The organism is Leifsonia shinshuensis (assembly GCF_014217625.1).
Lineage (GTDB): Bacteria > Actinomycetota > Actinomycetes > Actinomycetales > Microbacteriaceae > Leifsonia > Leifsonia shinshuensis_A.
The window spans coordinates 3,911,010-3,929,266 of sequence record NZ_CP043641.1; the positions used below are offsets into that span (position 1 = coordinate 3,911,010).

Genomic DNA, 18,257 nt, shown 5'->3' on the forward strand with positions numbered 1-18,257 from the left:
GCGGCGGGGGAGGAGGGCCGAAAGGCCTGTGGGTCAGTCCGCCTCGTGCCCGCCGCGGAAGATCTCCACCGCCTCCCGCACCGCGTACGCCACGATCACCAGCCCGGCGACCGGGTCGGCCCACCACCAGCCGAACAGCCCGTCGAGTGCGATGCCCACGAGGACGGAGGTCGCGAGGATGCCGTCGACCAGCGTCACCCGGCCCTCGGTGATGAGCACGGGGTTGCCGAGGCGGTGGCCGGTGCGGGCCTTGCCGAAGGCGAGCGTGAACATCACGAGCGCGGTCACGGCCGTCCAGGCTGCGCCGCCCGGCGTCGGCGCGGCGCGGTGGCCGGCGACGAGGGCGACGACCGCCTGGACGAGGAGGTAGGCGGCCAGCAGGACGAACGCGACGCCGATCAGCCGGAGGGCGAGTCGCTGGCGGCGCTCGCCGACTCCGGTGAGCTCCCAGATCACCACGACGCTCGCGAAGATCTCGATGAGACTGTCCAGGCCGAAGCCGAGCAGGGCGACGGACGCGCTCGCGGAGGCCAGGACCGCCAGCACGATCACGCCGACCACGTTCCAGCCGAGCGTGACGGCCTCCAGCCCGATGCCGAAACGGATCAGGCGGCGGCGGGTCGCGCTGTCGAGCCGCGCGTCGGTCATGGCTGCTGCGTCGCGGTCGCCGGCACGAGCTCCAGCTGGAGGTCGTCCAGGTTCCGGAGGTGCGCGGTCGCGTGCCCCCGGGCGGCCTCGGCGATGCGCTGGGCGTCGGCGAGGGTCGCGGCGTCGACGGTCAGCCGGGCGCTGCCGTGCAGGCGGTGCCCGATCCAGCGGAGCTGGACGCGCGGCACGGCGGTCACGCCGGGCGTGTCCTCGAGCGCGTGCTCCAGCCGGCCGACCAGCTCGGGCTCGATGCCGTCGAGGAGGCGGCGGCCGATGCTGCGGACGGTGCCCCAGAGCAGCACGATGATCGCCGCGGAGATGAGGAGGCCGACGATCGGGTCGGCGAGCGGGAAGCCGAGCATGACGCCGATCGCGCCGATCACGACGGCCAGCGACGTGAAGCCGTCGATGCGCGCGTGGACGCCGTCGGCGACCAGGGCGGCGGAGCCGATCCGCTGGCCGACGCGGATGCGGTAGATCGCGACCGCCTCGTTGCCGGCGAAGCCGATCAGGCCGGCGACGACCACCCAGCCGAGGTTCTCCAGCGGGTGCGGGTGGAAGAAGCGGTCGATCGACTGCCAGGCGGCGATGACCGCGGACAGCGCGACCACGGCGATGATGAAGAGCCCGGCGAGGTCCTCCGCGCGCCCGTAGCCGTAGGTGTAGCGGCGGGAGGCGACGCGACGGCCGAGCACGAAGGCGATCCAGAGCGGCACGGCGGTGAGCGCGTCGGAGAAGTTGTGCACGGTGTCGGCGAGCAGGGCGACGGACCCGCTGAAGGCGACGATGACCGCCTGCAGCAGCGTGGTGCCGAGGAGCACGAACAGGCTGATCTTCAGCGCGCGGACGCCCTCGCTGCTGGCCTCCAGGGCGTCGTCGATGGAGTCGGCTGCGTCGTGCGAGTGCGGGACGAACAGGCCGTAGAGGAAGCCCTTGAAGCCGGTCGGGTGGTGGTGGTCGTGCTCGTGGTCGTGGTCGTGGTCGTGGTCGTGGTCGTGCGGATGCCCGTGCTCGTGCGGATGCCCGTGCTCGTGCGGATGCCCGTGCTCGTGCCCGGCGTGCGTCCCGCTGCTCATGCCGAGACCTCGGCTCCCGGCGTCTCCGCGTCGGACGCCTCCGCGTGGTGGTGCCGGGGCGTCCCGCCGAGCGAGTGCTCCGCCTGGAAGATCGCGTCGGTGACGAGCCGGCTCGCGTGCTCGTTCTCCAGCCGGTAGAACACCCGCTGGCCGTCCTGGCGGGTCGCGACGATCCGGGCGAGCCGGAGCTTCGCCAGGTGCTGGGACACGGCGGCCGGCTGCTTGTCGAGGATGTCCGCCAGGTGGTTCACCGACAGCTCGCCGGCGTCCCGGAGCGCCAGGACGATGCGCACCCGGGTGGCGTCGGCGAGCATCCCGAACACCTCGACGGCGAGCTCGACGAACTGGCTGTCGGGGAGACGTCCGCATATCGGCTTATCTGCATGCATACGCAGATTCAATCACATGACGCGGGGAACGATCACCCTTCCGCCCGCCGCAGCACCAGGAACCGCACCCCGTACGGCCCGATGCTCAGCGGGAAGCTGCACGGGGTAACGACGGCCGGCTCGGGGTTGTCCCCCCGCCACCCCGCCCCCCTATGCTGGTACCGCGGCCCGCACTAGCGGTTCGAAGTAGGCCTGGCAGTCATCCGGACGGTTCGACGAGCCAGGCTCGCGCATTTAAGGCACGAGCGTCCGACTGGCGACGATCATCGGCTGAACCCGGCGCAGCCAGTCGCCTCCCTTGTAGCAGCACCACGCGACCATGTCGCTGACCCAGAGCAGCGCGTGGTCGTTCGGGGAGGTGTGCTCGTATCGGAGCCCGTAGCCGTCGTTCCGGGCGAGGCCCGACGCGATCAGCTGTCGGTCGGCCCGCTCGATCGACCGTCGCGCTCGAGGATCACGTGCGAGCACTCGGCGGCCACCAGGTCGTCGACGAGCGCGTCGATGCAGAGCGGACGGGCGACCCGATCCGGCTGCCCCTTCACGTGGTAGACCACGACGGCGAGCCCGAGCTTCGTCATCGCGGCGATGAGCTTCCGCTTGCTGGCATCCGACTCGTTTGTGAAGTGGATTCGTCGCTGGCCCGGTCGGCTGAGTCTGCGGATCCTCTTGTCGAGGTCCGGCGCATCGTGGGGCAAGACGACGGCAGCGGCGACGATCTAGCCCTTGGCCTTGCACTCATCGACGTAGACGCGTGCCCCGCGTACGAACCCTGACACTGGCACCCCGCCCTCGCCGACAAGGGTTCCGCCCCTCTGTATCGAGTGTCACAGGCGCCCGCGGGGAACGCCACGGTCGAACGCGCGAACTCGGGGAAACACCTCCCGATCTCGCCGCGCCTCCGTCTGATCGAGACGCTTCGCTCCGCGCCGCCCGGCGCGACCGTCACCCCGCCCGCATCACCCTTCCGCCCGCCGCAGCACCAGGAACCGCACCCCGTACGGCCCGATGCTCAGCGGGAAGCTGCTGAGGTTGTCGACCGTCGTGACCTCGCTGTCGTCCCCGGCGTCGATCACGGTCGCGCCGAGCGGCAGCGCGTCCGAGCGGACCGTGCCGTCGACCGCCTCCGCGCTCATGTTGAGCACCGACAGCTGCACGATCGGGAGGCCGTGCTCGTCCAGCGTCTCCAGCTCGTGGACGAGGACCAGCATCCCCGGGTGCGCCACGTCGGGCACGTCGACCTGGCGGGCCGTCGCGATGCCGTAGCGGGAGCGGATGCGCAGCAGATCGCGCAGACCGCTCGCGAACGAGTCCGGGCGGGCGAGCTGCTCCGGCAGCGTGCCGTACAGCGAGCGGGCCCGCGGCATCCCGGACGCCGAGCGCTCCTCCTCCGGGGCCACGCCCAGGAGGTCGTGGGCGCCGCGCTCGATCCAGCGGGTGTCGCCGTCGGCGATCAGGTCGGCGACCTGGTCGCGGGGGAGGGTGAGCGCGCCGAGCAGGTCCCAGCCCGACAGCGCGAAGACGCCCGGCTGCCAGGCGTTGAACGCCGCGAGCAGCAGGTGCGCGTCGCGGATCGCCGGGATGTCGGCCTCCGTGATGGAGTCCAGCGTCGCGTGGCCCTGCGTCGCAGCGATGAGGGAGGCCGTGGTGCAGGCGATCCCGTTCGTCGTGAACACCAGGTTGAAGTCCGCGGTCGGCGCGGTCAGCTTCTCCACCAGCTCCGACCGGATCAGCTCGGCCAGCTCGCCGCCCGGCATCTCCTGGTACCGGAACGGGTACAGGTCGTTCTTGTGCAGCGTCGCCCAGTGCACCAGCTCGTAGGTCAGCTCGTCGTGGTTCTGGAGGCCGTGGACCAGGCTCGCCGGCTCCACCCCCAGCTCCAGCGACGTGCGCAGGGTCAGCCGCAGGAACTCCGTGTCGCCGGTCGCGAGGGCGTGGTGATACGCGGGCCGGTTGATGAAGTCGTACGACAGGTCGGCGCCGACCGCTCCGGTGTCGCGGATGTCCTCCACCGTCAGGTTGAGCTCCTGGAAGGTGAAGCCGCCGACCTTGCGGACCATGCCGGCGATGACGTGGTTGGCCGCGTGCGAGAGCGGGTGGCCCTCCGACCAGGCCGGCAGGCCCTCAGCGCTCTTCTCGACGCCGAGGAAGCCGTTCGCGTCCAGCCGCAGCGCGCTCGTGCCCAGGTCGCCGAGCGAGTGGAGGGCGTCGCCGATCACCAGCCGCATCCCCGAGAACGTCGGGTCCAGCCAGTTGACCGAGGGCTGGCCCTCCTTGAAGTAGTGCAGGTAGACCCAGCGGCGGGTGACGCCGTCGACGCCGACCACCGGCGCGGTGACGCTCCAGTTGGTCTCCTTGACGCCGGGCGCGTAGAAGATGACGCGCTGCAGCTCGCCGATGATGTAGCCGCGCTCGGCGAGGGAGGCCTCGGTCGCGGGGTCGAGGTTGACCGAGTCGCGGTGCTCCGGGACCTCGGGCAGCAGGTGCCACTCCTCCGGCGGGATCTCGACCATGTGATAGATGCCGGGGTAGTCCTTGTAGGCCATCTCGGCGAGGCGGAAGTCGGCGCCCTTGCCGGTGTGGCCCGGCACGATGTCGTCGATGACCACGCCGCCGTGCTCCTCGGCGACGTCCGTCATCCGCTGGAAGGTCTCCTCGTCGCCGAAGATCGGGTCGATCTGCGTGCCGATCCGGTCGAAGTGGCCGTCGACGCTCGGGGTCTCCTGCCAGCCGCGGAGGCCGCCGGCGCGCTTCACCGGGCCGGTGTGCACGCCGTTGATGCCGATCCGCTCGAACACGCTCCACAGCTCGGGGTCGGCGAGGGCGGCGAGGAACGTCTGGTCACGCCGCGTGATCAGCGAGATCGGATAGGCGGTGAACCACACGTCGGAGGTCGACACCGCGCGGCGCGCGTCCGGCCGCGCGTAGGGGTTCCGCCACATGCTGGGCGAGCCGGAGAGCTGACGGCTGAGCACGTCGGCGTCCTTCAGCATCGACTGGCGGACCAGCCACTGCACGTAAGCCGGGTTCAGGCCGTTGGCCGCGCGCGGGTCGGAGACGGTGCGGCGGATGCTGCCGCCGCGCAGGTTGGCACGCGGCCGCAACCGGCGAGGCCGGGCCGGGTAGAGCTGTTCGTCGTAGGTGATCTCGGTCTCCTGGGACTCCGGCTCCGGGGATTCCGTCTCCCCGGGTTCGAGTCCCCCTGCTTCGAGCCCCCCGGCCTCGAGTTCGGTGGTGTCGGGCTCGGTGCTGTCCGTGGTGCGGGCGGTTCCGATCGGCTCGTCCATCTGCTCTCCTTCCGGCCTCTGCCACGGTATCCCAGCTTGGGGAACAGATGACGTGCTCACATGATCCGTTGGAAGGAAGTGCCTATCGTTGGAGCGTGCCGCACGACCTCCGCTCCCGCGATGACGTCGAGCGCCTGGTCGTGGAGTTCTACCGCCGAGCGTTCGCCGACCCGCTCATCGGCCCGATCTTCACCGACATCGCGCACATGGACCTGGGGGCGCACCTCCCGATCATGTGCGACTTCTGGGAGACGGTGCTCTTCCGCGCGGGCGTCTACCGCCGCAACGCCCTCCAGGTGCACCGCGACCTCCACGCGCTGACCCCGCTGCTGCCGGAGCACTTCGATCGCTGGCTGCTGGTCTGGAACGGGGCTGTCGACGACCTGTTCGCGGGGGAGAAGGCCCAGCTGGCGAAGGTGCAGGCGGACCGCATCGCCGGCTCGATCGGGCGGCGGCTGGCCGGCTCCTCCGGCAGCGGTTTCGAGACGATCGGGACCCGGCCCGTGCCCCGCGAAGGAGAAGCATGACCCCGCTCACCGCCGTGGCGATCGCCGTCGTCTTCGTCTGGCTCGGTGTGGTCGTCGGCATCTCGTTCATCGAGGCCCCGATCAAGTTCCGCGCCCCGGGCGTGACCATCCCGATCGGCCTCGGCATCGGGCGGTTGGTCTTCGGGGTGGTCAACGCTCTGGAGGTCGCGCTCGCCGTGGTCGCGCTGGTCGCGACGCTGATCGGCACCGGCGTGGCGGTCGCGCCGACCGTGCTCGCGATCGCCGTGGCCGTCGTGCTCGCCATCCAGCTGCTCGCGGTGCGCCCCGCCCTCAACCGGCGCTCGGACGCCGTCCTCGCCGGCGCCCCGACCGAGACGCGCTCGCGGGCGCACCTGTACTACGTGGGGCTGGAGGTCGTGAAGGCGGCCGGTCTGATCGCGCTAGGCGTGGTGCTGCTGGCGGGGTGACCGCTCAGCGCAGCCACGGCACGGGGACGCACTCCGCGTCCTCCCCGTCCCGGAGACCTTCCGGCGGCACGACCAGGATCCCGCTCGCCCCGGCGAGCCCGCGCATCATCGCCGCCCCGCGCCACGCCGCGACCACCGCCCGCCCGTCGGCCTCCGCGTAGGGCACGAGCACCGTGGACCCCGCGCGGCCGTCGACCGCGGAGCCGCGCACCGTCCGCACCGGCTCCGGAGGCCGCCCCGCGAGCCCGGCGAGCAGCGGCTCCACGAGCGTGATCGCGGACACCATCGCGGCGAGCGGGTTGCCCGGGAGCGCTGCGACGAGCCGTCCGTCCGGCAGCTGCGCGATCCGCGTCGGGCCGCCCGGCCGCATCGCGACCCCGTCGACCAGCAGGCGCGCGCCCACAGCGAGCAGGGCGTCGCGGAGGTGGTCGGCCGACGACGTCCCGGTGCCGCCCGTCGTGACGATCAGGGACGCATCGGCGTCGCGCAGTGCCGCCACCGTGTCATCCAGCCGGTCGGGCACCCGCGCCGTGCCGGTCACCCGGCCGCCGAGCGTCCCGATCAGCGACGGCAGCTGCACGGCGAAGCTGTCGCGCACCCGCCCCGGCTCGGGCACCCCGGAGGTCACGACCTCGTCGCCCGTGAACACGAGCGCGACCGACGGGACGGCCGCCACCGACAGCTCGTCGGCTCCCGTCGCGGCGGCGAGGGCGACGTGCGCCGGGTTCAGGAGGGCTCCGGCGGCGATCAGCCGCTCCCCGCTCAGCGCCTCCGTGCCCGGCCGCCGGATGTGGTGCCCGGCCCGCGGCTCACCGGCCACGGTCGAGCGCAGCACACCGCCGGCGACCTCCCCGCTCTCGCTGCGGAGCACCGCGAACGCGTCGGCGGGCACCAGCGCGCCCGTGACGATCGGGCTCGCCTCACCGCGGCCCGGAGAGGCCTCCACCAGCGTCCAGGGACCGTCGCCGACGACCAGCCAGCCGTCCATCGCCGCCGACGCGAAATGCGGCAGGTCGATCGGCGTCACGAGGTCGGCCGCCAGCCGTCGTCCGATCGCGGCGTGCAGCGGCACGCTCTCGGGCGGGAGCGCGGTGCCGGCGGCGGCGGCGATGCCCCGCGCCTCGTGCCAGGACGGCCGACCAGCGTGCCCGCTCACGGCGTCATGCCCATTCCCGATCCTCTTCCCGCAGTATTCGAATGACCGCTGCGGGCATTCCGGTACGGTCTCACGCTACGCCGTGGTAAGCCTGGAGCATGAGTCGCACGACATCGCGAAAACAGATCACGCGCATCGTCGTCGGTGAATCGCGCAGCCGCCGGGAGGACGTGCTGGCCGTCGAGGAGCCGCTCGAGATCCGGGTGGCCGGCACGCCGCTCTCGATCACCATGCGCACGCCGGGGAGCGACTTCGACCTGGCGGCCGGGTTCCTCGTGTCGGAGGGCGTGATCTCGCACGGCGACCAGCTCAGCGCGATCCGCTTCTGCGCCGGAGACACGGCCGACGGGGAGAACACCTACAACGTCCTCGACGTCACGCTGGCCCCCGGTGTCCCGCGGCCGGACGCGAGCCTCGACCGCAACTTCTACATGACCAGCTCCTGCGGGCTCTGCGGCAAGGCGAGCATCGACGCCGTGCGCACCCGCTCCGCACACCCGGTCGACGCCGACCCGGTCACCGTCACCGACGAGCTGCTCACCACGCTGCCGGACCGCCTGCGCGAGGGCCAGGCGATGTTCGAGAAGACCGGAGGCCTCCACGCTGCGGCCCTGTTCGACGCCGCGACCGGGACGCTGCTCGTGCTGCGCGAGGATGTCGGACGCCACAACGCCGTCGACAAGGTGGTCGGCTGGGCGCTCAAGGAGGGTCGCCTGCCGCTGAGCGGGACCGTGCTGATGGTCTCCGGCCGGGCGAGTTTCGAGCTGGTCCAGAAGGCGTCGATGGCGGGCATCCCGATCCTGGCGGCGGTCTCGGCGCCGTCCTCGCTCGCGGTCGACCTCGGCCGGGAGCTCGGGCTCACGGTCGTCGGCTTCCTCCGCGGCTCCTCGATGGTGGTCTACTCGGGCGCCGAGCGGATCGTGGTGACCGAGGCCCACCCCGCCGAATCGCACTCCGCCGAACCCGCGGACTCGACACAGAAAGCGATGGCCTGATGCACGACACCGACGTCAACCCGGGCGACGAGTACCCCGACCTGGAGGTCGGCCCCAACAAGAAGTGGGCAGTCGGCGTGCCCGCCATCCTGCATTCGATGGAGCCCGCCATCCGCGACATGGGCCCGGCCCGCACCGCGAAGCTGATGACGGCGATCAACCAGAAGAACGGCTTCGACTGCATGAGCTGCGCGTGGCCCGACCCGGGCGACCGCAACATCCTGGAGTTCTGCGAGAACGGCGCGAAGGCGGTCACCTGGGAGGCCACCCCGATCACGGTCCCGACCAGCTTCTGGGCGGAGAACTCGCTGACCAGCCTGCTCGACAAGTCGGAGTACTGGCTCGGGATGCAGGGCCGCCTCGTCGAGCCCGTGCACAAGCCGGCCGGCGCCGACCACTACGAGCCGATCGGCTGGGACGAGGCGTTCGCGCTGATCGCTTCGCGCCTGAACGCGCTGGCGTCGCCCGACCAGGCCGCGTTCTACACCAGCGGCCGCACCGCCAACGAGACGGCGTTCGTCTACCAGCTGTTCGCCCGCGCGTTCGGCACCAACAACCTCCCTGACTGCTCGAACATGTGCCACGAGTCGACAGGCACCGCGCTCAGCGAGACCATCGGCATCGGCAAGTCCACGATCGCCTACGACGACTTCGGCAAGGCCGACCTCATCGTCGTGATGGGCCAGAACCCCGGCACCAACCACCCGCGCATGCTCACCGCGCTGGAGGAGGCCAAGCGCAACGGCGCCACCATCGTCGCGGTCAACCCGCTGCCGGAGGCCGGGCTGATCCGCTACAAGAACCCGCAGAAGCCGCGCGGGATCATCGGCAAGGGCACCCAGATCGCGGACCACTTCCTGCAGATCCGGTCGGGCGGCGACATGGCGCTGCTGCAGGCCGTCTCGCAGCGCGTGCTGGAGGCGGAGGACGCCGCCCCGGGGACCGTGCTCGACCACGAGTTCCTCGACCGGCACACCCTGGGCCTGGAGGAGTTCCGCGCGCACATCGCGACGTTGGACGACTTCACCGTGCTGGAGGCGACCGGGCTGACCCTGGAGGAGATCGACCTCCTCGCCGACCTGTACATCCGCTCCGACCGGGTGATCATCACCTGGGCGATGGGCCTGACCCAGCAGAAGAACGCGGTCGCGACGCTCAAGGAGCTCATCACGCTGCTGCTCCTGCGCGGCAACATCGGCAAGCCGGGCGCCGGCGCCTCCCCGATCCGCGGGCACAGCAACGTGCAGGGCGACCGGACCATGGGGATCTGGGAGCAGATGCCTTCGACGTTCCTCGACGCGCTGGCGGCCGAGTTCGGCTTCGACCCGCCCCGCGCGCACGGCTTCGACGCCCTGCAGACCCTCGAAGGGCTCCAGCGCGGCGACATCGACGTGTTCTTCGCGATGGGCGGCAACTTCGTGGCCGCGATCTCGGACACCGCGGCCGCCGAGGCGGCCATGCGCGGCGCCGGCCTCACGGTTCAGGTGTCGACCAAGCTGAACCGCTCGCACGTCGTGACCGGCGAGGAGGCGCTGATCCTGCCGACGCTCGGCCGCACCGAGGTCGACCTCCAGGCCGGAGGGCCGCAGTTCCTGTCGGTGGAGGACAGCGTGTGCGCCGTGCACGCGACGCACGGCAAGATCCCGCCGGTCGCGCCGGGGCTGCTGTCGGAGGTGGCGATCGTCTGCCGCCTCGCGCAGGCGACGGTGGGCGACAGGCACGGGATCGACTGGGCGGGCTTCGAGGCCGAGTACGACGTCATCCGCGACCACATCAGCCGCGTCGTCCCCGGTTTCGAGACGTTCAACGCGGACGTCCGCCGCAAGGGCGGCTTCGTCCTCCCGAACGGCCCGCGCGACGAACGCCGCTTCGACACCGCGACCGGCAAAGCAATGATCACGGTCAACGAGCTGGAGCCGCTGGAGCGCCCGGAGGGCCGGCTGATCCTGCAGACCCTGCGCTCGCACGACCAGTTCAACACGACCATCTACAGCTTGAACGACCGCTACCGCGGCATCAAGAACGGCCGCGACGTGATCTTCGTCAACCCGGACGACCTGGTCGAGCTGGGCCTGACGGACGGGCAGCGCGTCGACATCCACAGCGAGTGGCCCGACGACGTCGACCGGGTCCTCCCGAACTACCGCGTGGTGTCCTACCCGACCGCGCGCGGCTGCGCGGCGGCGTACTACCCCGAGGCGAACGTGCTCGTGCCGCTGCAGAGCGCCGCGACCGGCAGCAACACCCCCGTCTCGAAGGCCGTCATCGTCCGCCTAGCCCCCGTCGCCCCCGTCGCCCCCTGAGTCGAAGGGCACGTAAACGCCCCTAAACCGCCCTTTTAGGGGCGTTTGCGTGCCCCTCGGCTCAAGGCAACGGGAGTATGAGTGGGGCATGCCTTCTACCCGAGAACGCACGCCCGACAATTCCGCGCGCTGGGCCACCGATCCCGGCGCGCTCGTCTACGGCCTCGACCTGTCCCGCTTCGCCGACAGCGACGGCGACGGGTTCGGCGACCTCCCCGGGGCCATGGCCCGGCTCGAGCACGTGGCGTCGCTCGGCGTCACCTGGATCTGGCTGCTGCCGTTCTATCCGAGCGAGCGCCGTGACAACGGCTACGACGTGGACGACCACTTGGCGGTGGATCCGCGCTTCGGCGACCTGGACGACCTCCGTGAGTTCCTTGCGAAGGCCCGCGACCTCGGGATGCGCGTGCTGATCGACGCCGTGCCGCACCACACCTCCGACCGGCACCCGTGGTTCCTCGCCGCGTGCGAGGACACCGACGGGAGGGCCGGGAAGTTCTTCGTCTGGAGCGACGACGACTCCACCGAGCCGGGGGACCATCCGATGTTCCCGGGCGAGGAGGAGAGCGTCTGGGCCTTCGACGAGCGCGCCGGACGGTACTACCACCACCAGTTCTATTCGTTCCAGCCCGACATCAACGCCACCGACCCGGACGTCTTCGAGGAGATCGTCCAGCTGCTGACCTTCTGGCTCGGCGTGGGCGTCGACGGCTTCCGGATCGACGCGGCGCTGCTGCTCGTGCAGGGCAAGGGGCGGCCGGACACCGACGTGGACGACGGCGTGTTCTTCGACCGGCTGCGGGCGCGGCTGCGCGAGATCCGCCCCGACGTCGCACTGATCGCGGAGGCCTCCGAGCCGCCGGAGGCGATGGCCGCGCTGATCGAGAACGACCGCTTCGACGCCGTCATCGACTTCAGTCTCAACAACGCGACGTTCCTGGCGCTCGCGCGCGAGCGGGCGCAACCGATCGTGGACGCGCTCAGCAGACTGGACCAGAACATCCCGGCCGACTCACGCCTCAACTTCATGCGCAACGCCGACGAGCTCGACCTGTCGCTGCTGAGCGACGAGGAGCGCCGGGAGGTGTTCGCGGCGTTCGCGGGTGACGACGACGCGCTGATCTACGGGCGCGGCATCCGGCGCGGCTGGGCGCCCATGCTGCAGCCGGCCCAGCGGGTGCGGATGACGCTCAGCCTCCTGCACGCGCTCCCCGGCGTCCCGCTGCTGCAGGCCGGCCAGGAGCTCGGCCAGGGCGACGACCTCGCGGTGGAGGGCCGCGGCGCCGCGCGCACGACGATGCAGTGGGACGACTCCGACGGGGGCGGCTTCACGGCTGCCGCCGTGTCGCCGCTGACCCTCGGCGCCCAGGTGGACGGCCCGTTCGGCTTCCGCACGGTCAACGCCTCGGCGCAGGAGGACGACCCCGGCTCGCTGCTGTCGCTCGCTCGCGACCTCGCCCGGGTTCGAAGGGAGGCGCACGCCGCTGCCGCCGGCTGGACGACGGTGGAGGTCGAGGACCGCGCCGTACTGGCCTTGCGCCGCGACGGTCTCCTGACCCTGCACAACCTCTCGAGCCGGGAGGCGTCCGCCGAGATCGGGGCCGGGCGTGTCGCCCTCCTGGCGGACGGCTGGGCCACGGGCACGCTCGCCCCCTACGGGTTCGCGTGGCTGCGGACCGCGTGACTTTGGTCCCTACCGGATCGTTCCCCCGCACGGCATCGTTGCCGCATGAGCACGGCGAACGCGGAGGAAGCGCACCACTCGTCCCCTTTCACGCGGGACGACTTCGCGGCCGTGCCGTATCTGCGGCACGATCAGTTCATCTCCCTGATCCACTGGACGATGGTCGACGGGGAGTGGCGCTACACCACGATCCACGGCCACTATCTGCACCGCGACGAACGCTTCTGGTACCTGCGAGTGCAGGGCGCGAGCACCCGGCTCGGCCGTACGGAGTGGGCGATCTTCAGTTGACCGGTCCCGGCTGATCCCGGTCCGGCCGCGCCCGCTTGAGGTAGCTGCGCGAGCGGGCTACCTGGTGCTCCAGCGCGTCGACGGTCTGCGACATGCTCGTGATCGCCTGCCCGCGGTACACGTCGATGCCGTCCATGGTCGCGAACACGTCGTCGAACGCGCGCTGCAGCACCTGCGCGTCGACGGCGGAGGTGGTCTGCTCCTTCTGGATCTGCTCGGTCTGGTCGCGCAGCACCTCACCGGTGCGGCCGATCAGGGCGTTCGTGCTCTGGTGGAGAGAGCCGAGCTGGTCGATGACGAGGCGCTGGTTCTCCAGAGCTTGCGCGACGACGACCGCCGTGCGCAGCGCGGAGACCGTCGTGGTCTTGGCGCGCTCGACGCCTTTGATCAGCTCGACGTTGTTCTTCTTGATGACGTCGAGCGCGAGGTAGGCCTGCACGGAGACCGCGATCTGCGTGGTGAGGTCCTGGCGGCGCTGCCGGATCGGGAAGAGCGCCTCCTTCTCCAGGGTCGCGGCGCGCAGCGGGTCGGTGAGGCGCAGCTCCCCGGCGCGCTCGACGGTCGCTCGGTCGAGCGCGGCGGCCAGGGTGACGTACTCGTTGAGCCGCTCGGTGGTCCGCCACAGCGCCGTGCGCTCGTTCTCGATCTCCTCGTTGTCGCGGCGCAGCCACTCCTCGCCGTGGTCGAGGGAGACGACGATGGAGTCCAGCTGCTTCTGCGCCGACTCGAACCGCTCGACGTACTTGCGGAGGCGGCGGCCGCCGGGCATCCGCGCCAGCATCCGGTAGCTCTTGCTGGCGTGCTGCGGGTCGAAGTCGCTCACCGTCGCGCGCAGCGCCTGGAGGGTGCGGAGGACGCCGTACTGCGGGTCGGTCCGCACCGCCTTGCCGCGCGCCGCCGCGAGCGCCGTGGCCGGACGGCTCAGCATCTGCCGGGAGGCGTCGCTGGACTCCTGCATCTCCTTGTCGCCGAGGCGGGAGAAGCCTGCGATCTTGCGCCGGAAGGCCTCGCTGTCCGGCTCGGAGGCCGCGAGGTCGCGGATCCACTCGCGGGCGCGGGACTCCAGCTCGGCGGCCCGCTGCGGCGAGACGCTCATCATGCCCATGGCGCGCTCGTCGGGGAGCTCGGGCACGGCCTCCGGTGCGTGCAGGCCGGCGTTCTCGGGACGCGCTGCTGCGTCACCCGCCGCGCCGTCACCCGCCGCGCCGTCGCTCGCCGATCCGGGACTGGCTTCCACGTCGTTCTCCTCCCACCAGGACCGCAACCCCTCCAGGGTAGGCCGCGCACCTGCGTGAACGGTAAGGTCTGCCGGATGGACGGCATCGGGTTCGAGCAGGCGACCGTGGAAAATGTTGCGGCGATCGAGGCGCTCGTCCACGAGGCCTACGGACCCTACGTCGCCCGTCTCGGAGTGACGCCCGCGCCGCTGACGGCGGACTACACCGCGATCGTCGCCGAAGGCAGGGCGGTGCTGGCGCGCCGGGACGGACAGGTCGTCGGACTGCTGATCAGCGCGCTGCACTCCGGTTACATGGAGGTCGAGAACATCGCCGTGGCTGCGGGCGAGCGCGGCACCGGGCTCGGGTCGCGACTGCTCGACCTCGCCGACGGCCAGGCGAGGGCGGCCGGGGTGACGGAGGTGCGCCTCTACACGAACGCGGGGATGACCGAGAACGTCGCCTACTACCCGCGCCGCGGCTTCCGCGAGACCGGCCGCCGCGAATCGGGAGGCTTCGACCGCGTCTTCTTCGCGCGCACCGTCGGCCCGCGGAGGACGTCGCAGGACTGAACCCCGCTGGCAGCCTCCCCGCCGCGGTGGGATACTCGCGGCATGGGCAGCACCACCACCGACCGCGCGTCCTTCTTCGACGGCCTCGCCGCCGAGTTCCTCCAGCACTACAGCCGCGGTCCGCGGTTCATCGCGGTCACGGGCGTCGCCGGCGCCGACCTCCCCGCGGCGGCGGACGCGCTCGCCGAGGCCCTGCGCGCGGGCGGCCAGGAGGTCGAGCGCACCCACGCGACGGCGCACGCGACGCCCGACGGTCTGCGCGCCGAGGTGGTGACGCCGTTCCGCACGGCGTCGCCGCAGGGCGTCCTCGTCATCGACGGCCCCGGACTGCTCGGCGAGAACCTGCGCGGGTTCTGGAACTTCTCGGTGTGGATCGAGCACGACCCGGAACGGGACGCCGACTGGTCGTTCGTCGCCACCGGCCGCAAGGACCCGCTGGGGGCGCCGCGGGAGGTCGCCTCGGTGCTGTTCGACGACGCCGACCCGGAGCGGCCGCGGCGGCTGTTCGCGGACTCCTGCTGAGGTCGGCGGTGCTCTCCTAGCGCGGCCGGTCGAAGCGCGCCCCGAGCGGGTTGGTCGGGAGCGCCGTGAGCACGAGCTGCGCGATCCAGCCGAACGGGACGAACGAGATGAAGTACCAAGGCCCCGCCAGGTTCGCGTCGTGCAGGCGGCGCCAGACCAGCGCCAGGTGCGGCACCAGCGTCGCGAAGACCCACACGATCCACACGGCCAGCAGCACCCAGAACAGCGGGCCGACCAGGCGCGACGAGCCGGTCATCCGGAAGCTCCCGCTCAGCCGGCTGATCACGAGGACGAACGTCCAGTAGACGATCGCCAGGAGCACGTCGAACAGGAAGAACCACCAGTACTCGGTGCGGCTGGCGCGGCCGGTGAAGTCGGCGTACTTGGTGAAGAACCGGCGGATGGCGTCGCCCATGCTCGCGCCGTAGAGCGGCGCCCAGAGCGGGGCGGGGCCGGAGGGCGGGGCGGGGCCGGAGGGCGGCGGCGGAGGAGCCGCGGCTGGGGGCTGCGTCGACATCGGGGTCCTCCTCTCGCGAGGCTACGAGTCCAGGATGCGACGCCACGTCGCCGCGCGCACCAGCGTCCTCGTCCGCGGGCCGCACCGCGGTCGCCTGCCGTGTCTGCGGGAGTCGCGGCCCGAGTATCCGCTCAATCGAGCGCCGTGCCGTGTCCGACGGCCGGCCCGGGCTAGAGTTGGCCGCTGGGGGACCCGCCGCATCGAACGGATCGAGACCCCACATGCCACGTCAGGAGCGCGCCGAGCGCAGCCGCGCCAGCATCCTCGAGGCCGCCGCGGACGAGTTCGACCAGCACGGCTACGCCGGCGCCCGCCTCGAACGGATCGTCGAGCGCACCGGGCTCACCAAGGGCGCGGTGTACTTCCACTTCCGCTCGAAGCTCGACCTGGCCAAGGCGCTCGTCGTCGAGAAGTACGGCAACTGGCCGGCGATCGTCGCTGAGATCGACGCGAGCGGACTCCGCGGCGTGGAAGCCGCCGCCGAACTGACCCGCCGGGTCGGGGCGGTGTTCGCGTCGGATGTGCGGGTGCGCGCCGCGATGGCACTGTCGCAGACCATCCTCCCGCCCGGACCGGACGCCGACCCCTACGACCACTGGGTGGAGGTCGTCGCCGGCTACCTCGAGCAGGAGGAGGGCGAGCTGCCGCGGGGGCTCTCGCCGCGCGAGGTCGCGGTCGTGGCGGTCCAGGGCTTCTTCGGCGCGTACATGATCGCGGCCGAGCGCGGACGCCTCGACGGGCTCCCGGCCGACATCGACCGCCTCTGGCGGGCGCTCGGCGCGCTCGCCACAGCGCCGAAGGGCACGTAGACGCCCTTATCCGGCGGTTTTCGGGGCGTTTACGTGCCCCTCGGCTGAGGCTCCGGTGTCGCGCGCGGGCGCGAGTTCGGGCGCGACCTCCGGCTCCACTGCCTCCACTGGCGCTACGTACCGGCGAAGCGGCCGGTTGACCGCCCCGACAACCAGGACCGTCGCCGCGGCCGCCAGCCCTCCGATCGCCAGGGCCGCCGACGCGCCGACGGCCGCGCCGAGCAGTCCACCGCGGAAGCTCCCGAGCTGCGGACCAGCCACCCCGATCACGTGATCGATCGCGGAGACGCGCCCGCGGAACGCGTCGGGCGTCTCCAGCTGCACCAGCGCGCCGCGCGTCACGACGCTGACCGTGTCGGCCGCGCCCGCGACCGCGAGGCAGCCGAGCGACAGCCAGAGCGGCCCCGCGAGCCCGAACCCGGCCAGCGCCAGCCCCCACACCGTCGCCGCGCCGAGCTGGAGGAGGCCGGCGCGGCGGACGCGCGTGACCGTCCCGGAGAACGCGCCGGCCGCGATGCCGCCGACTGCGATCGCGGACAGGAACAGTCCGAGCGTTCGCGGGTCGCCGCCGAACCGCTCCTGGTTGACGAGCGGGAACAGTGCGATCGGCATGGCGAGCAGTGTCGCGGCGAGGTCGGTGGCGAAGGACCCCCAGAGGGTCGGGCGGCGGAAGACGTACGTCCAGCCGCCGCGCTCGGAACGCGGACGACCTCCCGAACCCGGCGCCGACGCGACAGGCGGAAGCGCCGGGAGGGCGAACGTCACCGCGAACGCCACCCCGACCGCGACCGTCTCGGCCGCGTACGCCGCGGGCAGTGACCACGCTGCGATGAGGCCGCCGACCGCGGGCCCGGCGAGCAGCGCGGCCTGGAACGACAGGTTCTGCAGCGCCAGCCCGGCGGCGACCTCCCCGGGCGGGAGCAGGCGTGCGGGCAGCGTGCGCCGGGCCGGGGCGCCGACCGCTCCGGCGGCGGACTGCGCCGCGACGAGCACGAGCAGCAGGAGCACCGCGCGCGACCCGGCCGCCGCCTGCGCGCTGAGCGCCAGCGCCGCGAGCGCCTGCGCCGCGGTGCTGAGCCGCACGATGGTCCGGCGGTCGTAACGGTCGGCGAGGTGGCCGCCCACCGGCCCGAAGACGAGCATCGCGACCCCGCTCGCGAGCCCGAGTGCGCCGGTCCAGATCGGACTCCTGGTCAGCTCCCAGACCTGGGCGAGCGCGGCGACGTTCGCGATCTGACCGCCGACGCCGGCGAGGGAGGTGCCCAGCCAGAGCGCGCGGAACGGCCCGCTCGACCGCAGCGGCCGGAGGTCGGTGAAGTGGCGCGCGGCGCTCATCCCGGCTCGACCAGGTGCGCGTCGAGACGCTCGCTCATCGGCCGGGCCGCCACCGTCGAGGTCAGCGCGGCGACGATGCGCGAGAGCGGGACGCCGCCCTCCTCGTCGAGCTCGGCGACCGCCGCCTCGGTGGCGCGCCACTCGGCCTCCACCAGCGGGACCAGCTCGCGCCCGCGCGCCGTCAGGTCGACCAGCCGGGTGCGGGCGTCCGGGCCGGGGACGGTCTCCACGAAGCCGGCCTCCCGCATGGCCGCCACCGTCTGGCTGACCGCCGAGTGCGTGCGGCCGAGGGAGGCCGCGAGCGCCCGGATCGTGAGCGGACCCTCGTGGGCGAGCCGGATCATCGGCGACGCGAACCGCGACCGCATCCCCGGAACGCCCCGCCGCTCGTAGAAGGCCTCGATGTCGGCGTCGAGGCGGCGGAGGAGGGCGAACAACGCGTCCCAACGTCCGGTCTCGCGGGTCGGATCGGTGCTGGATGAATTCGTCACAGCACTGTTATAA

At 72.1% G+C, this 18,257-nt stretch carries 19 protein-coding genes; 9 read left to right on the forward strand and 10 right to left on the reverse strand.

The window, feature by feature from the left end:
* Nucleotides 1-33 precede the first annotated feature (33 nt).
* From F1C12_RS19050 to treS, 5 genes are all read right to left on the reverse strand, one after another.
* Nucleotides 34-648: a cation transporter gene (locus F1C12_RS19050; RefSeq protein ID WP_185276413.1), complete on the reverse strand. Its 615-nt coding sequence runs from the start codon at nucleotides 646-648 to the stop codon at nucleotides 34-36.
* Nucleotides 645-1,724, reverse strand: a complete 1,080-nt coding sequence (locus F1C12_RS19055) for a cation diffusion facilitator family transporter (protein ID WP_185276414.1) — start codon at nucleotides 1,722-1,724, stop codon at nucleotides 645-647. The genes F1C12_RS19050 and F1C12_RS19055 overlap by 4 nt, the downstream gene beginning before the upstream one ends.
* Nucleotides 1,721-2,113 (reverse strand): ArsR/SmtB family transcription factor, encoded by a 393-nt coding sequence (locus F1C12_RS19060; protein WP_185276415.1) that lies wholly within the window; start codon nucleotides 2,111-2,113, stop codon nucleotides 1,721-1,723. Before F1C12_RS19060 ends, F1C12_RS19055 begins: the two co-directional genes overlap by 4 nt.
* 410 nt (nucleotides 2,114-2,523) lie before the next feature.
* Nucleotides 2,524-2,691 carry a hypothetical protein gene (locus tag F1C12_RS19065; RefSeq protein WP_185276416.1) on the reverse strand — a complete coding sequence of 56 codons (168 nt, stop codon included), beginning with the start codon at nucleotides 2,689-2,691 and terminating at the stop codon, nucleotides 2,524-2,526.
* A 378-nt stretch (nucleotides 2,692-3,069) separates the two neighbouring features.
* Entirely contained in the window at nucleotides 3,070-5,397 is a 2,328-nt protein-coding gene (gene treS, locus F1C12_RS19070) for a maltose alpha-D-glucosyltransferase (RefSeq protein WP_185276417.1), read from the reverse strand.
* A gap of 95 nt (nucleotides 5,398-5,492) precedes the next feature.
* Here treS and F1C12_RS19075 point away from each other — a divergent pair, with 95 nt between their 5' ends.
* Both F1C12_RS19075 and F1C12_RS19080 read left to right on the forward strand, forming a co-directional pair.
* Nucleotides 5,493-5,924: a group III truncated hemoglobin gene (locus F1C12_RS19075; protein ID WP_219732654.1), complete on the forward strand. Its 432-nt coding sequence runs from the start codon at nucleotides 5,493-5,495 to the stop codon at nucleotides 5,922-5,924.
* Nucleotides 5,921-6,352 carry a hypothetical protein gene (locus tag F1C12_RS19080; protein WP_185276419.1) on the forward strand — a complete coding sequence of 144 codons (432 nt, stop codon included), beginning with the start codon at nucleotides 5,921-5,923 and terminating at the stop codon, nucleotides 6,350-6,352. The genes F1C12_RS19075 and F1C12_RS19080 overlap by 4 nt, the downstream gene beginning before the upstream one ends.
* Nucleotides 6,353-6,356: 4 nt before the next feature.
* Here the strand turns inward: F1C12_RS19080 and F1C12_RS19085 are convergent, their stop codons facing one another.
* The gene (locus F1C12_RS19085) at nucleotides 6,357-7,508 is read right to left on the reverse strand and encodes a molybdopterin molybdotransferase MoeA (RefSeq protein ID WP_258046017.1); all 1,152 of its coding nucleotides are present in this window, start codon (nucleotides 7,506-7,508) and stop codon (nucleotides 6,357-6,359) included.
* Nucleotides 7,509-7,606: 98 nt separating this feature from the next.
* On the opposite strand from F1C12_RS19085, the gene fdhD reads away from it, so the two are divergent.
* The 4 genes from fdhD (at nucleotide 7,607) to F1C12_RS19105 (ending at nucleotide 12,781) form a co-directional block, all read left to right on the forward strand.
* Complete coding sequence (fdhD, locus tag F1C12_RS19090) at nucleotides 7,607-8,503, forward strand: formate dehydrogenase accessory sulfurtransferase FdhD (RefSeq protein ID WP_185276420.1); 897 nt, start codon at nucleotides 7,607-7,609, stop codon at nucleotides 8,501-8,503.
* Nucleotides 8,503-10,806 (forward strand): FdhF/YdeP family oxidoreductase, encoded by a 2,304-nt coding sequence (locus F1C12_RS19095; RefSeq protein WP_185276421.1) that lies wholly within the window; start codon nucleotides 8,503-8,505, stop codon nucleotides 10,804-10,806. The genes fdhD and F1C12_RS19095 overlap by 1 nt, the downstream gene beginning before the upstream one ends.
* Nucleotides 10,807-10,894: 88 nt before the next feature.
* A complete protein-coding gene (locus F1C12_RS19100) occupies nucleotides 10,895-12,490 on the forward strand; it encodes an alpha-amylase family glycosyl hydrolase (RefSeq protein WP_185276422.1) in 1,596 nt (531 codons plus the stop codon).
* Nucleotides 12,491-12,535: 45 nt separating this feature from the next.
* Nucleotides 12,536-12,781 (forward strand): hypothetical protein, encoded by a 246-nt coding sequence (locus tag F1C12_RS19105; RefSeq protein WP_185276423.1) that lies wholly within the window; start codon nucleotides 12,536-12,538, stop codon nucleotides 12,779-12,781.
* Here F1C12_RS19105 and F1C12_RS19110 read toward each other — a convergent pair.
* The gene (locus F1C12_RS19110; protein ID WP_258046018.1) at nucleotides 12,774-14,018 is read right to left on the reverse strand and encodes a toxic anion resistance protein; all 1,245 of its coding nucleotides are present in this window, start codon (nucleotides 14,016-14,018) and stop codon (nucleotides 12,774-12,776) included. The two genes, F1C12_RS19105 and F1C12_RS19110, sit on opposite strands and share 8 nt — an antisense overlap.
* A gap of 75 nt (nucleotides 14,019-14,093) precedes the next feature.
* On the opposite strand from F1C12_RS19110, the gene F1C12_RS19115 reads away from it, so the two are divergent.
* Nucleotides 14,094-14,570 (forward strand): GNAT family N-acetyltransferase, encoded by a 477-nt coding sequence (locus F1C12_RS19115; protein WP_185276424.1) that lies wholly within the window; start codon nucleotides 14,094-14,096, stop codon nucleotides 14,568-14,570.
* A 42-nt stretch (nucleotides 14,571-14,612) separates the two neighbouring features.
* Nucleotides 14,613-15,092, forward strand: coding sequence for a hypothetical protein (locus F1C12_RS19120; protein ID WP_185276425.1), 480 nt, complete (start codon nucleotides 14,613-14,615; stop codon nucleotides 15,090-15,092).
* A 16-nt stretch (nucleotides 15,093-15,108) separates the two neighbouring features.
* Here F1C12_RS19120 and F1C12_RS19125 read toward each other — a convergent pair whose 3' ends face one another.
* The gene (locus tag F1C12_RS19125) at nucleotides 15,109-15,609 is read right to left on the reverse strand and encodes a DUF805 domain-containing protein (protein WP_185276426.1); all 501 of its coding nucleotides are present in this window, start codon (nucleotides 15,607-15,609) and stop codon (nucleotides 15,109-15,111) included.
* A gap of 221 nt (nucleotides 15,610-15,830) precedes the next feature.
* On the opposite strand from F1C12_RS19125, the gene F1C12_RS19130 reads away from it, so the two are divergent.
* Nucleotides 15,831-16,418, forward strand: a complete 588-nt coding sequence (locus F1C12_RS19130) for a TetR/AcrR family transcriptional regulator (protein ID WP_185276427.1) — start codon at nucleotides 15,831-15,833, stop codon at nucleotides 16,416-16,418.
* Between the two features lie 6 nt (nucleotides 16,419-16,424).
* On the opposite strand, the gene F1C12_RS19135 is transcribed toward F1C12_RS19130, so the two are convergent.
* Nucleotides 16,425-17,753 carry an MFS transporter gene (locus F1C12_RS19135; RefSeq protein WP_185276428.1) on the reverse strand — a complete coding sequence of 443 codons (1,329 nt, stop codon included), beginning with the start codon at nucleotides 17,751-17,753 and terminating at the stop codon, nucleotides 16,425-16,427.
* On the reverse strand, nucleotides 17,750-18,244 hold the full coding sequence (locus F1C12_RS19140) for a MarR family winged helix-turn-helix transcriptional regulator (RefSeq protein ID WP_219732655.1): 495 nt from the start codon (nucleotides 18,242-18,244) through the stop codon (nucleotides 17,750-17,752). Before F1C12_RS19140 ends, F1C12_RS19135 begins: the two co-directional genes overlap by 4 nt.
* Nucleotides 18,245-18,257: the final 13 nt, after the last annotated feature.

What these genes read in the sequence shown, in the direction of transcription:
- F1C12_RS19065 (WP_185276416.1), bottom strand. Translation starts at nt 2,691, where the DNA reads ATGACGAAGCTCGGGCTCGCCGTCGTGGTCTACCACGTGAAGGGGCAG.
- F1C12_RS19050 (WP_185276413.1), bottom strand. Translation starts at nt 648, where the DNA reads ATGACCGACGCGCGGCTCGACAGCGCGACCCGCCGCCGCCTGATCCGT.
- F1C12_RS19100 (WP_185276422.1), top strand. Translation starts at nt 10,895, where the DNA reads ATGCCTTCTACCCGAGAACGCACGCCCGACAATTCCGCGCGCTGGGCC.
- F1C12_RS19095 (WP_185276421.1), top strand. Translation starts at nt 8,503, where the DNA reads ATGCACGACACCGACGTCAACCCGGGCGACGAGTACCCCGACCTGGAG.
- treS (WP_185276417.1), bottom strand. Translation starts at nt 5,397, where the DNA reads ATGGACGAGCCGATCGGAACCGCCCGCACCACGGACAGCACCGAGCCC.
- F1C12_RS19120 (WP_185276425.1), top strand. Translation starts at nt 14,613, where the DNA reads ATGGGCAGCACCACCACCGACCGCGCGTCCTTCTTCGACGGCCTCGCC.
- F1C12_RS19105 (WP_185276423.1), top strand. Translation starts at nt 12,536, where the DNA reads ATGAGCACGGCGAACGCGGAGGAAGCGCACCACTCGTCCCCTTTCACG.
- F1C12_RS19130 (WP_185276427.1), top strand. Translation starts at nt 15,831, where the DNA reads ATGCCACGTCAGGAGCGCGCCGAGCGCAGCCGCGCCAGCATCCTCGAG.
- F1C12_RS19115 (WP_185276424.1), top strand. Translation starts at nt 14,094, where the DNA reads ATGGACGGCATCGGGTTCGAGCAGGCGACCGTGGAAAATGTTGCGGCG.
- F1C12_RS19135 (WP_185276428.1), bottom strand. Translation starts at nt 17,753, where the DNA reads ATGAGCGCCGCGCGCCACTTCACCGACCTCCGGCCGCTGCGGTCGAGC.
- fdhD (WP_185276420.1), top strand. Translation starts at nt 7,607, where the DNA reads ATGAGTCGCACGACATCGCGAAAACAGATCACGCGCATCGTCGTCGGT.
- F1C12_RS19060 (WP_185276415.1), bottom strand. Translation starts at nt 2,113, where the DNA reads ATGCATGCAGATAAGCCGATATGCGGACGTCTCCCCGACAGCCAGTTC.
- F1C12_RS19125 (WP_185276426.1), bottom strand. Translation starts at nt 15,609, where the DNA reads ATGTCGACGCAGCCCCCAGCCGCGGCTCCTCCGCCGCCGCCCTCCGGC.
- F1C12_RS19080 (WP_185276419.1), top strand. Translation starts at nt 5,921, where the DNA reads ATGACCCCGCTCACCGCCGTGGCGATCGCCGTCGTCTTCGTCTGGCTC.
- F1C12_RS19055 (WP_185276414.1), bottom strand. Translation starts at nt 1,724, where the DNA reads ATGAGCAGCGGGACGCACGCCGGGCACGAGCACGGGCATCCGCACGAG.